This window comes from Mycobacterium sp. SMC-19 (genome assembly GCF_045310815.1).
GTDB lineage: Bacteria > Actinomycetota > Actinomycetes > Mycobacteriales > Mycobacteriaceae > Mycobacterium.
The window spans coordinates 203652-216416 of the sequence record NZ_JBJIAM010000006.1 but is presented as its reverse complement, the minus strand read 5'-3'; the positions used below and the strand labels follow the sequence as shown (position 1 = coordinate 216416).

Here is a 12765-nt window from a genome sequence, read left to right as displayed (position 1 = left end):
AGCGCGGAAGGACCTCGAGGCGATGGCAGCTGGTAGCAAACGGTTACCGCGGGCCGTGCGCGAACAGCAGATGCTCGACGCCGCGGTGCAGATGTTCTCGATCAACGGTTACCACGAGACGTCGATGGATTCGATCGCCGCGGCCGCGCAGATCTCCAAGCCGATGCTCTATCTGTACTACGGCTCCAAGGAAGAATTGTTCGGGGCATGTCTGGACCGCGAACTGCGCCGCTTCGTCGAGACGGTGCGCACCGGAATCGACTTTCAGCAGCCCCCGAAAGACATGTTGCGCAATACCATTCGGGCATTCTTGCGCTACATCGACGCCAACCGGGCGTCGTGGATCGTGATGTACACCCAGGCCACCAGTTCGCAGGCGTTCGCCCATACCGTGCGCGAAGGCCGCGAGCGAATCATCGAGTTGGTCGGCCGCCTGCTGCGGGCCGGTACGCGTAAACCCGAACCGGGCGTCGACTTCGACTTGATGGCGGTCGCGCTGGTGGGCGCCGGCGAGGCGATCGCCAGCCGGGTCAGCACCGGTGACACCGGCGTCGACGAAGCCGGCGAGCTGATGATCGACCTGTTCTGGCGCGGCCTCAAAGAAGCCCCCGGCGGCCGCGACGGCGCCGACACCGTCGCGGCCGGGTAGCCCGGCGCGGCCTCAGGCCGTGAAGAGGCTCTGGAGGTCGGCGGTGATGTCCCGGATCGCGCCGTTGAGTGCGAGGAATTCGAAACCGGCGCCCAGCGTGCCCAACCCGATGATGCCGGCGATCGGCAGACCGACGGCGTTGAGGATGTCTCCTTCGGCGAGTTCCTGGGCGAACACGTCGAACGCGTACGCCGGTGCGGTGGTGAGTAGCGCGTTGAGGATGTCGGCGGTCGGAAGCAGCGCGGCGTACGCCGTCGAGGCGATACTGCTGAACGTGTTGACGATTTCGGTCAGGCTGGGCAGCGCGAACGAGGTGAGGTCGCCCGCCGAGCCGCCGAGGAAATCGGCTGCACTGGGGAAGGTCAGATTCGACAGATCGTCGACGAAGTTGGTCCAGCCCTCCTGCGCCCCGTTGGCCAGAGCCGTCAGAACCTCACCCCAGTCGAGGTCTGTCGGGAACAACTCGAACGTGGAGGCGACATCGGCCGGGCCGGAGGACCAGCCATCGGTGATGCTGCCGTAGCCAAGGTTCACCAGGACGCGCATGGCCGGTTCCAGTAGGTCGTAGAGCGGCATGCCGACGACCGGGATCGACTGCAGGGGCATCAACAGCGGCAGGATCTCGCTGGGAATCATGAAGTACTGGGTGTTTCCGTCGTAGCCCTCGCTCATCGGCAGTTCGATGGCCGTCCCCAGCTGCTCGGCGGTCAGGTTCGGGTAGATCGTGTGCTCGTAGATGATGCCCAGGACAGCGTTGAGGTCGGCGAGGAAATTGATCGGGTATTTCGGGAAGTCGGCGTAGCCGTCGTATTCCAGGGTGTAGACGCTGGTAGCCCACGGGGCGTCCTCCGGGATTGCACCGTTGAACGTGATGCCCAGGCTCGGGATGGTCGGGTAGCTGCCGTCGTCTAAGACGTTGAAACGTTCGAACAAGCCGCCGTTGGGATTGTTAGGGGCACCGAGCAGCACGAAGGACAGCTGGTCGGCGGTCGGCTGTTGGTCGGCGGGCAGCGCCAACAGATCGCGCATCACGACGGTGGAAATGGTGCTGCTCTGCGAGTAGCCCAATATGACGAGCTTGTTCCCTTCCGCGATCTGTTTGTTGATCGTGTCGTGCAGGATGGTGACGCCCTGGGCGAGCGACGGATCCAGTTCCAGGCTCTTGACGCCACTGTTGGGGTAGAGGCCTTCCGGTGTGACCAGGCCGTTCACCGCATCCACCGGGTAGCGGGGCTGGCCGTCGAAGAACGGCGTGGTGGGGTCGATGTAGCGGGCAAAGAGCGCGTCCATGTAGCTCTGCGGCGGGATCGGCAGGCCGCTGCCGCCCATGATCCACGCCTCGGTGTCCAACAGCTTCACTTGGGCCGCAACCGCTTTCGCCCCGGCCGTGACTGCGGGGTTCAGGGCGGGAATCGCACCCATGGCGACGGCGGAGGTGATGGCCAGCGGTACGGCGAGCGCATGGAGCGGCCGGCTGGTGTTGTCGAGACGAAACGCGAAGGTCATCGGAGTGTCCTTACAATTGCCTCATGGCAAGGTCTTCAGGCCTGAACAGCGGAAATGACGACCGAGCCCTAGTTGACTGTTCATCTGATCAGTCAGATTAGCTGTGACAGAGATGTCAACGCAATAGGGGAATCCCAATGAAAATTGGTACGCGGGCCGAGCAGCGTGCCGCGACGCGTCAGGCACTGGTGGGCGCCGCGGTCGAACTGCTGCGGGCCGAAGGGGTCGTCGCGGTGACCACGCGCCGGGTCGCCGGCGCCGCGAACGTCTCGCAAAGCACGGTGATGTATCACTTCCCGACCCGCGATGATCTGGTGACAGCGGCGGTCGCCCAGCTCGCTTTCGAGTTGGCGAATCAGGCCCGCATCCACTTCGAGGAGACGGCCGCGGCCGCCACTCTTGACGTGGAGGGCTACCTCGACCTGATCTGGCGCGAATTCACTACCCCGCACGCGCTTTCGGTGGCTCACCTGTGGGCTGCGTGTTGGACGGATTCACAGGTTGCCGAGACGGTGAAGTCGTTGGAGCAGCACATCTATGGCCTGGCGGTGGCGTCCGCCGAAGCGTTACCCGGTGCTGCCCCGGGCTTCTCCGCGCCGGCCTATATGGACACGGTGATGGTGGTGGTCCGCGGCCTGGTGATGTCGATCCCGGTCTGGGGTATCGAGGTGGTCAGTACTCGCTGGGAGGCCAGCAAGGCGAACTTATTGAGGGCGGCCGGCCTTCCGGTTGCTGACTGACGGCCCGATCAGACGTCGCCGGCGGACAGATGCACGGCGTGGACGCCCGGTGCTGTCGACAGCTCGTCCAACAGATTTTCCAGGTGCGCCTTGTCGGTGTGCCAGTGCTGCACCGATTCCGGCCTTTCGGCGGCCGCGCCCAGGGCCTGCCGGAGCGGGTCGGGCGCCTCGCGGTCGGTGGTGACGGCGGTGGCCGGGACCGTCGCTGAGCGGGGGACGCGACCGGCCCCGGCGGTGCCGGCCATGCCTCCCGCGGCGGCCTGCCCGACCAGGGATCCGGCTCCTGGCTCGACCGACGGCGCCGCGCTGGCGGCCGCCGTTACCGTTGCAGGTCCGGCGCCTGGTGCGGCGATTGCCCAGCCCGCCGACGCCGCTCGCACGGCGGTCAGCCGCGCGGGCGCGCCGGCGGCGGTCGTGTCGGTGCGGACCGGCCCCGAACCGGTGGCAGTCGATACCGGCGTCTGCGCCGACATCATTTCCGCCGCCGGACTCGATACCGCCGCCGCGTCAGCCGTCTTCAACACGCCGTCCAAATGCTGGGCGCCGGAGGACAGGCCGGAGATGACGCTGACCACGGCGCTGGCCTGGCCCGGTCCGGCGACGAAACCACCGATGGACTGCATCGCGCCGGCTACCGTCGTGAGGGTTGACGGGTCGAGCGCAGCCCCCGCGGCATTGGCGGCCTCGGCCGTGGCGTACGAGTCGGCGCTGCCTCGCAGCGTTTCGATGAACAGTTGCTGCAACGCGGCGGCCCGAGCGCTGATCGCCTGATACTGCTGGGCGTGCGCGGCGAAGCGCGCTGCGGTCATCGCCGAGACCTCATCGGCGGCCGGGGGCGGCGCCCCCAGGGTCGGGGCCGCCGCGACCGAGTTCTCCTCGCGCATCGCCGTGTCGAGGCCGGCCCACTGGGTGGCGGCCGTCGTCAGCAGGTCGGGTTGGGTGATCACAAAGGACATGTCCGCTCCTCAGGCTTTTCGTTCGTTGGGCCAGTCGGGGGCCTGGATGACGAAGATCGTGGAACCGGCCGCCGCCCCGGCCCGGCTGCCGCCGTGGGAAGCGACGACGCGGCTGGTGGCGCCGTTGGCGGCTAATGCACCGCCCGCCGCGCCGGCCAGGGCCATATCACCCGCCAGAACTCCGCGACCGGCGATCGGCGTCACTGCAGCGGGTTTCGCCACCGCCGCGGCGGGGCTCACCGCCGGGGCGGCGGCGATCCAGCTCGGCGGAACCGCCAGCCGCCCAACGGTTCCGGCGCGGCCGACGGAAGCCGCAGTCGATACGGTCACCGGCCGAATCTCCGATCGGACCGCGCCGTCAAACAACTCCGCGCCGGATGCGGGTGACGGCAGGGCCGCCACTTTCTGGGCCAACTCGGCGACGTTGGCCGAGACGGAGGGCAGGCCGTACATCTCGGTGCTGAAGAGGTAGCCGCCGAGGGCGGGGTTCAGCAACGACAGTGGCGAGAACGGTCCGGTGAGGCCGCCCAGGATGGACAGGCCCGGCATCGGGTCCGCCGCGGTGGAGGCCGGGCCGGCGGTGGTCTGCGGTGGGTCGCTGAACGGCGCCAGTTGCGAGGCGCTCGCCGCGGATGCGGCGTAGCTGAGCATTGCGGCGGCGTCCTGCTCCCACATCTGTAGGTACTCGGCCTCCAACGCCGCGATGGCAGCGCTGTTCTGGCCCAGGAAGTTGGTGGCGATCAGCGAAGCCTGCAGGCTGCGGTTGGTTGCGATCGCCGGTGGGGGCACCGTCGCGGCGAACGCGGTCTCGTACGCGACGGCGGCGGCTCGTTGCTGCGCGGCGGTCTGTTCGGCTTCGGTCGCGCTGAGGTGGATCCAGGCGAGGGTTCGTTGGGCGGCCGCCATCATCTGCGCCGACGACGGGCCGCTCCAGCCCGCGGCCAATGCTGCGACCACCGCGGCGCCCGAGGTCGCGGTGGCCGACATCTGCGAGGCAAGTCCGTCCCAGGCGGCCGCGGCCGCCAGCATTGGTCCGGCCCCCGGTCCGGCGTACATCCGCGCGGAGTTGACCTCCGGCGGCAGCAGCGCGAAGTCCGTCATCTCCAACAGCCTCCCCAGCTAGTTGACTCAGCAACTAACTCCAAGGATAGTGCCGATAGTTGCTTTGTCAACTAGTTGGGGGGCCGGGAATTGCCGGGTGCGTGCCCGGCGAATCGCTTACAGCGCCCGTACCGACCCGGTCAAGTAGGGATAGCCCTTGGCGACGTTGCGCAGTGCCAGGTCCCAGCCGCCATCGACCTTGTCGATGTAGAGGCCGGGGCTGGCCGGCAGCAACATCGGCTTGCCGAACCGCACCGTGTAGTCCACCGCGTCCGGAAGCGCGCCTTCGATGTTGGCCAGAACCGTTGCCGCGGAGAACATCCCGTGCGCGATCGCGGTGGGGAAGCCGAACAGCTTGGCGCCGATCGAGCTGGTGTGGATCGGGTTGTGATCGCCGCCGGCCGACGCGTAGCGCCGAATCTGTCCCGGGGTGACCCGCAGCACGGCACTGGGCGGGCCCAGTTTGGGTTGCTTGGCCGGCGGCGGCTTCGGCTCGTCGGACAGGCTGGTGCGCTGCTGATGAAGGAATGTCGTCACCTGATGCCAGGCAGGGTCGTTGCCCACATTGATGTCGGTGACGATGTCGACCAGCAGGCCCTTGCGGTGCTCCCGCAGGTTCTCGGCCCGCACCGTCACTGCGACGGTGTCGGTGACGGCGATCGGGCGGTGGCGGACGATTCGGTTCTCGGTGTGCACCGAGCCCATCGCGGCGAACGGGAAGTCGAACCCGGTCGCCAGCTCCATCACCGTCGGGAACGTCAGCGCGAAGGGATAGGTCAGCGGGACCTGATCGGCGAAGCGCAGCCCGGTGACGGCGGCGTATGCGGCGACGTGGCCGGGGTCGATGGTCAGCTCGTCGACCCGCAGCGTCCGGTTCGGCAGGGATTGGGTGCGCGGAACGAAGGGCAGCGCCCCGGCGACCGCGCGCAGCATGTTCCTCATGCCACTGGGTTGGGACATGGGTCTCACGCCCCCAACATGGCTTGGCCGCAGACCCGGATGGTGTTGCCGGTCACCGCATTCGAGGCCGGGCTGGCGAAGTAGCCGATCAACTCGGCGACATCGACGGGCTGACCACCCTGGAACAGCGAGTTGAGCCGCCGGCCGACCTCGCGGGTGGCCAGCGGGATCGCCGCCGTCATCTCGGTTTCGATGAACCCCGGGGCGACGGCATTGATCGTGATGCCCTTCTTGGCCAGCGTCGGAGCCAGCGCTTCGGTCAGGCCGATCATGCCGGCCTTGGTGGCCGCGTAGTTGGTCTGGCCGCGGTTGCCCGCGATCCCGGCCATCGACGATAGGCCGATCACCCGGCCCCCCTCACCGATGCTGCCTCCTGCGACCAATCCTTCGGTAAGACGCTGCGGCGCAAGCAGGTTGACCGCCAGAACCGCGTTCCATCGAGCGTCGTCCATGTTGGCCAGCAACTTGTCGCGGGTGATGCCGGCGTTGTTGACCAGCACGTCGGCCTTGCCTCCATGGTGCTCGGCCAGGTGCGCGGCGATCTGGTCCACCGCGTCGTCGGCGGTGACGTCCAGTGCCAGCGCTGTCCCGCCCACGCGGGAGGCCGTCTTCTCCAGTGCCTCGGCGGCCTGCGGCACGTCGATCGCCACCACCTTGGCGCCGTCACGGGCGAACACCTCGGCGATGGTGGCGCCGATGCCGCGCGCCGCGCCGGTGATGATCGCGACCTTGCCCTCCAGCGGCCGGTCCCAGTCGGCGGGCGCGGTCGCGTCGTCGGCGCCCACGTAGAACACCTGGCCGTCGACGTAGGCCGAGCGGGCCGAGAGGATGAATCGCAACGTCGATTCCAGGCCGGTGGCCCCGGGCTTGGCGTCCGGCGACAGGTACACCAGCTGCACGGTGGCGCCGCGCTGCAGTTCCTTGCCCAGGGAGCGGGTGAAGCCCTCCAGGGCGCGCTGGGCGATCTGCTCGTCGGCGCTGCCGGTTGCGGAGGGGGTGGTACCGACGACCACCAGGCGGCCACAGCGGCCCACGTTGCGCAGCAGCGGGGTGAAGAACTCATGCAGCTCGGTCAGCCCGGCGGGCGAGGTGATGCCGGTGGCGTCGAAGACCAGTCCGCCGAACGAGTCGGCCCAACGGCCGCCCAGGTTGTCGCCGACCAGCTCGTAGTCGTCGGCCAGTGCGGCCCGCAGCGGCTCGGCCACCCGGCCCGAACCGCCGATCAGCAGCGGGCCGGCCAGTGCCGGCTCGCCGACCCGGTAGCGGCGCAGGGTCTCGGCCTGCGGAACGCCCAGCTGCTTGGACAGGAACGATCCGGGTGCGGAGTTGAGGAGCTGGGACAACAGGTCCGAGGAGAGCTTGGGAGCCACTGAGCTGCCTTCCATGTGGGGACGTGCCTGGTGCGGGCTACGGTGTCGACAACGAACTTACTCCAGAGTAAGAATACTGGGTAGTATCAGCCCGACCGTCCCCGGCAATGCGGGGGGACCCACCATCAGAGACGAGAGATCGTGGCATCTACATCTGCTACTAAACCGGCCGAGGCAACCGCCGGCACACGACGCCGTGTCGCCGTCCTCGGGGGCAATCGCATTCCGTTCGCGCGCTCCGACGGCGCCTACGCGAACGCGTCCAACCAGGACATGTTCACCGCCGCCCTGGGCGGCCTCGTCGACCGATTCGGCCTGGCCGGCGAGAAGCTGGACGCGGTGATCGGCGGGGCGGTGCTCAAGCACAGCCGCGACTTCAACCTGATCCGCGAATCGGTGCTGGGATCGGCGCTGTCGCCCTACACGCAGGCATTCGACCTGCAGCAGGCCTGCGGCACCGGGCTGCAGGCGGCGATCTGCGCTGCCGACGGGATCGCCGCCGGCCGCTACGAGGTGGCTGCCGCGGGCGGGGTGGACACCACCTCGGATGCGCCCCTGGCCGTCGGCAACGAACTGCGCCGCACCCTGCTCGCGCTGCGCCGGTCGAAGTCGAACCTGCAGCGCCTCAAGCTGGCCGGCAAGCTGCCCGCCGCACTGGGGGTGGAAATCCCGGCCAACAAAGAGACCCGCACCGGCCTGTCGATGGGCGAGCACCAGGCCATCACCACCAAGCAGATGGGGATCAAGCGGGTCGACCAGGACGAACTGGCCGCAGCCAGCCACCGCAACATGGCCGCCGCCTACGACCGCGGCTTCTTCGACGACCTTGTCACGCCGTTTCAGGGGCTCTACCGCGACGACAACCTGCGGCCCCAGTCCAGCCCGGACAAGCTGGCCACGCTCAAGCCGGTGTTCGGCGCGAAGGCCGGTGACGCCACCATGACCGCGGGCAACTCCACCCCGCTGACCGACGGCGCGTCGGTGGCGCTGCTGGCCAGTGAGGAGTGGGCCGCCGCGCACAAGCTGACTCCGCTGGCGTACTTCGTCGACGCCGAGACGGCCGCGGTGGACTACGTCAACGGCGCCGACGGGCTGCTGATGGCCCCGACCTACGCGGTGCCGCGACTGCTGGCCCGCAACGGGCTGACCCTGCAGGACTTCGACTTCTACGAGATCCACGAGGCGTTCGCCTCGACGGTCCTGTGCCATCTGGCGGCGTGGGAGTCCGAGGAGTACTGCAAGGAGCGGCTGGGGCTGGACTCCGCGTTGGGCGCCATCGACCGGTCCAAGCTCAACGTCAACGGCTCGTCGCTGGCCTCGGGGCACCCCTTCGCGGCCACCGGCGGCCGGATCGTGGCGCAGGCGGCCAAGCAGATCGCCGAGGCCAAAGCGGCCAAAAAGGGTGCTGCGAAGAACAAGCCGGTGCGTGCGCTGATCTCGATCTGCGCCGCCGGAGGCCAGGGCGTGGCCGCCATCCTCGAGGGGTAGCCGAGGGCAGCGGCCTAGGAGTCGACGTTTGACAGTCGCCGTCGCCGGGTAGTCGAGACAACGGTTCGCTTCGCGGGCCGCTCGCCCCCGGTGGCACCGCGAAGCAACCTGCCCGGTCCGCCGCTGAACTGAGGGGATTCAGCGGCGGACCGTTTGGGTCCGCCGGTTGCGAACCGCGCCGATCGCCTGATCCCACAGCAGCAGCGCGCTGGCCTTCAGCTGGGCCGGCTTCGCCAGCTCCCGGGCCATCAGCGCGGTGGCCGCCGCCTTGGTCTGCACCGATGCCTTCGAGGTGTGGCCGGAGTCGAATGGCGGCTGCGGGTCGTACTCCATCGACAACTGAATCGCCTTGGCGCGGCCCTCCCCGCCGATCTGGCCGGCCAGCCACAAACCCAGGTCGATACCGGCTGACACCCCCGCACAGGTGACGATGTCCCCCTCGTGCACGATGCGCTCGTCGCCGACGGCGGTGGCGCCGAACGTTTTCAGCGCGGGCAGCGCCATCCAGTGTGAGGTGGCGCGCTTACCGGTGAGCAATCCGGCGGCGCCCAGGATGACCGAGCCCGAGCACACCGACGTCGTCCATGTCGCGGTCTGGTGGGCGGCGCGGACCCAGTCCAGCAGCTTCTCGTCGCGGGCGTGCTCCATGGTCGTCATCCCGCCGGGGACCAGAATCACGTCGGGGGAGGGCGTCTCGTCGAACGAGTGGGTTGCGCCGACCACCAGTACACCGGAGTCAGCGGTGATCGGCCCCGGCTCGTGCCACACGAAGCGCACCTGGGCATCCGGAAGCCAGCGCAACACCTCGTAGGGGCCGATGAAGTCCAGCGAGGTGAAGCCGGGGTAGAGCACGACTGCGATCTGCATGGGTATGTCCTTTCAGGCGAAGGTCTTGCGGTAGTGATCGGGTGAGATGCCGAGTCGGCGGATGAAGGTACGGCGCAGGGTTTCCGCGGTGCCGAATCCGCAGCGCCCGGCGATCGCGACGACGGTGTCGTCGGTCTCCTCGAGTTGGCGGCGTGCGGCCTCGGTGCGCACGCGCTCCACGTAGGCACCCGGTGCCATGCCCACCTCGTCGGTGAAGACCCGGGTGAAGTGCCGGGGACTCATCGAGGCCCGGGACGCCAGCTCGGTAATCCGATGTGGGCCACCGGGTTCGGATTCGATCAGCTCCTGCACATCACGGATGGGTGCGCGCCTGGATCGTGGCAGCCAAGCGGGGACCGCGAATTGGGACTGGCCGCCGGGGCGCCGCAGATACAGCACCAGCCAGCGGGCCGCGGTCTGCGCTACCTCGGTTCCGTAGTCTTCTTCCACCAACGCCAGGGCCAGGTCGATACCCGCGGTGACTCCGGCCGCGGTCCACAGCGCCGCCGAACTGCGCACGAAGATTGGCTCCGGGTCGACGGTGACGTTCGGGAACTCGCGGGCCAGCGCGTCGGCAAATGCCCAATGCGTGGTGGCCCGACACCCGTCGAGCAGGCCCGCCTGTGCGGCCAGAAACGCGCCGGTGCACACGCTGACCACCCGTCGGGTGTGCGCCGAGGCCCGGCGAACCCATTCGACGGTTTCGGGGTCGGCCTGCGCCGTGTGGACGCCGACGCCACCGGGCAGCACCAGGGTGTCGACGGGTTCGCTCGGCTCGGGCAGGGGACTGGGCGTGAGCGCCAGCCCGCTGCTGGTGGCGATCGATGCGCCGTCGACGCTCGCCACCGTCACCTGGTAGCCGGCGTCCCCGCGGCCCTGACCGAGCAGGACGAGCGTTGCGGTGGCGAACACCTCCGCCGGCCCGAAGACATCCAGCGCCTGGATGCCGGGATAGCCGAGAATGACGACCTTCCGAGTCATGCCATCAGTGTCGACTGCCCGGTCCCGTGGCGTCTACGACATATATCCCACCAATCAGGACAAGCCCGCGTCGTCCGGGCCAAGCCCCGACAATGCAGCAGGCCCCCAAGGGGTCTCCCCGGGGGCCTGCGCGGTCTGTGCTCAGCGCTTAGAACGCTGCTTCGTCGAGCTCCATGATCTCGTTGTCGATGGCCTCGATCACCGAGCGAGTGCTGGTCAGCAACGGCAGGAAGTTCTTGGTGAAGAACGACGCCACCGCGATCTTGCCCTCGTAGAAGGACCGGTCGGCACCCTCGGCACCGGCGTCGAGCTTCGCCACCGCCACCGCGGCCTGGCGGGCCAGCAGCCAGCCGATCATCAGGTCGCCGACGCTCATCAGGAAGCGCACCGAACCCAAGCCGACCTTGTAGATGCTGGAGATGTCCTCCTGCGCGGCCATCAGGTAGCCGGTCAGCGTGGCCGCCATGCCCTGCACGTCGGCGAGCGCGGTGGCCAGCAGCTCCCGCTCGGCCTTGAGTCGCCCGTTGCCGGTCTCGTTCTTGATGAACGCCTCGATCTCGCCCGCGACGTGGCCCAGCGCGGCGCCCTTGTCGCGGATGATCTTGCGGAAGAAGAAGTCCTGCGCCTGAATTGCCGTGGTGCCCTCGTAGAGCGAGTCGATCTTGGCGTCACGGATGTACTGCTCGATCGGGTAGTCCTGCAGGAAGCCCGAGCCACCCAGGGTCTGCAGGCTCTCGGTGAGCTTGGCGTAGGCCTGCTCGGAGCCGACGCCCTTGACGATCGGCAGCATCAGGTCGTTGATCTTGACCGCCAGGTCGGCGTCGACGCCGTGCAGTGCCTTGGCGACCGCTTCGTCCTGGAAGGTGGCGGTGAACATGTACAGCGCGCGCAGACCCTCGGCGTAGGCCTTCTGGGTCATCAGCGACCGGCGGACGTCCGGGTGGTGGGTGATGGTCACCCGCGGCGCGGCCTTGTCGGTCATCTGGGTCAGGTCAGCGCCCTGCACCCGCTCCTTGGCGTACTCGAGCGCATTGAGGTAGCCGGTGGACAGCGTCGCGATGGCCTTGGTACCCACCATCATCCGGGCCTGCTCGATGACGTCGAACATCTGCGCGATGCCGTTGTGCACCTCGCCGACCAGCCAGCCCTTGGCTGGTACGCCGTGCTGGCCGAAGGTCAGCTCACAGGTGGCCGAGACCTTCAGACCCATCTTGTGCTCGACGTTGGTCACGAAGGCGCCGTTGCGCTCGCCGAGCTCACCGGTTTCGAAGTCGAAGAGGAACTTCGGCACGAAGAACAGCGACAGACCCTTGGTGCCGGGCTTGGCGCCCTCGGGGCGGGCCAGCACCAGGTGGAAGATGTTCTCGAACAGGTCGTCGGAGTCAGCCGAGGTGATGAACCGCTTGACACCGTCGATGTGCCACGAGCCGTCCTCCTGCTGGACGGCCTTGGTGCGGCCGGCGCCCACGTCCGAGCCGGCGTCCGGCTCGGTCAGCACCATGGTCGAACCCCAGCCGCGCTCGGCGGCGAGGATGGCCCACTTCTTCTGCTCTTCGGTGGCGATGTTGTAGAAGATGTTGGCGAAGCCGGCGCCGCCGCCGTACATCCACACCGCCGGGTTGGCGCCCAGGATGTGCTCCTGCAGGGCCCACATCAGGACCTTGGGCATCGGGATGCCGCCGAGCTCCTCGATGACCCCGACCCGGTCCCAGCCGCCTTCCAGGTGAGCGCGCACCGACTTCTTGAAGGACTCGGGCAGCGTCACCGAGTGGGTGGCCGGGTCGAACACCGGCGGGTTGCGGTCGCCGTCGACGAAGGACTCGGCGATCGGACCCTCGGCCAGGCGGACCATCTCGCCGAGCATCTCTTGAGCGGTGTCGACGTCCAGGTCGGCGTAGTCGCCTTCGCCGAAGACCTGGTCCAAGCCCAGCACCTCGAACAGGTTGAACACCTGGTCACGGACATTGCTCTTGTAGTGGCTCACTACTTCCTCCTCATGGAATGCCACCTGTGGTTGGGTACTCAGGCTTAAGTTACCCACCAGTAACGTAACCTGAAATATACTCGCCAGTAGCCATAGTGCAAGCTGATGTGAGCTACGTCCTTTAATCGGGTAACCAACCGGTTGGTCTCTATCCGGGAAAGTG

Annotated in this window: 10 protein-coding genes and 1 pseudogene; 3 read left to right on the top strand and 8 right to left on the bottom strand. The window is 68.1% G+C overall.

What is annotated here, in order from left to right; all coding sequences use genetic code 11:
- Window positions 1–22 precede the first annotated feature (22 nt).
- A complete protein-coding gene (locus tag ACJH5R_RS15470) occupies window positions 23–649 on the top strand; it encodes a TetR/AcrR family transcriptional regulator (protein ID WP_406758958.1) in 627 nt (208 codons plus the stop codon).
- 12 nt (window positions 650–661) lie between these two features.
- On the opposite strand, the gene ACJH5R_RS15465 is transcribed toward ACJH5R_RS15470, so the two are convergent.
- The gene (locus ACJH5R_RS15465) at window positions 662–2155 is read right to left on the bottom strand and encodes a PE-PPE domain-containing protein (RefSeq protein ID WP_406782315.1); all 1494 of its coding nucleotides are present in this window, start codon (window positions 2153–2155) and stop codon (window positions 662–664) included.
- A 137-nt stretch (window positions 2156–2292) separates the two neighbouring features.
- Here ACJH5R_RS15465 and ACJH5R_RS15460 point away from each other — a divergent pair, with 137 nt between their 5' ends.
- Window positions 2293–2895 (top strand): TetR/AcrR family transcriptional regulator, encoded by a 603-nt coding sequence (locus ACJH5R_RS15460; RefSeq protein ID WP_406782314.1) that lies wholly within the window; start codon window positions 2293–2295, stop codon window positions 2893–2895.
- 662 nt (window positions 2896–3557) lie between these two features.
- On the opposite strand, the pseudogene ACJH5R_RS15455 reads toward ACJH5R_RS15460, so the two are convergent.
- The 4 genes and pseudogenes from ACJH5R_RS15455 to ACJH5R_RS15440 form a co-directional block, all read right to left on the bottom strand.
- Window positions 3558–3851, bottom strand: a pseudogene (locus ACJH5R_RS15455) (PE family protein); the annotation flags it as partial.
- A 9-nt stretch (window positions 3852–3860) separates the two neighbouring features.
- A complete protein-coding gene (locus ACJH5R_RS15450; protein ID WP_406782313.1) occupies window positions 3861–4952 on the bottom strand; it encodes a PPE family protein in 1092 nt (363 codons plus the stop codon).
- A 117-nt stretch (window positions 4953–5069) separates the two neighbouring features.
- Window positions 5070–5912 carry a MaoC/PaaZ C-terminal domain-containing protein gene (locus tag ACJH5R_RS15445; RefSeq protein ID WP_406758962.1) on the bottom strand — a complete coding sequence of 281 codons (843 nt, stop codon included), beginning with the start codon at window positions 5910–5912 and terminating at the stop codon, window positions 5070–5072.
- A gap of 5 nt (window positions 5913–5917) precedes the next feature.
- A complete protein-coding gene (locus ACJH5R_RS15440) occupies window positions 5918–7282 on the bottom strand; it encodes a 3-oxoacyl-ACP reductase (protein ID WP_406758963.1) in 1365 nt (454 codons plus the stop codon).
- 141 nt (window positions 7283–7423) lie between these two features.
- Between ACJH5R_RS15440 and ACJH5R_RS15435 the strand changes: the two genes are divergently transcribed.
- Window positions 7424–8770, top strand: a complete 1347-nt coding sequence (locus ACJH5R_RS15435) for an acetyl-CoA C-acetyltransferase (protein ID WP_406782312.1) — start codon at window positions 7424–7426, stop codon at window positions 8768–8770.
- A gap of 138 nt (window positions 8771–8908) precedes the next feature.
- Here ACJH5R_RS15435 and ACJH5R_RS15430 read toward each other — a convergent pair whose 3' ends face one another.
- The 3 genes from ACJH5R_RS15430 to ACJH5R_RS15420 all read right to left on the bottom strand — a co-directional run bounded on the left by ACJH5R_RS15430 (window position 8909) and on the right by ACJH5R_RS15420 (window position 12602).
- Window positions 8909–9637, bottom strand: a complete 729-nt coding sequence (locus tag ACJH5R_RS15430) for a DJ-1/PfpI family protein (protein WP_406782311.1) — start codon at window positions 9635–9637, stop codon at window positions 8909–8911.
- A 12-nt stretch (window positions 9638–9649) separates the two neighbouring features.
- Window positions 9650–10618, bottom strand: coding sequence for a GlxA family transcriptional regulator (locus tag ACJH5R_RS15425; RefSeq protein WP_406782310.1), 969 nt, complete (start codon window positions 10616–10618; stop codon window positions 9650–9652).
- 148 nt (window positions 10619–10766) lie between these two features.
- Window positions 10767–12602: an acyl-CoA dehydrogenase gene (locus ACJH5R_RS15420; RefSeq protein ID WP_406758967.1), complete on the bottom strand. Its 1836-nt coding sequence runs from the start codon at window positions 12600–12602 to the stop codon at window positions 10767–10769.
- Between the last annotated feature and the right edge of the window lie 163 nt (window positions 12603–12765).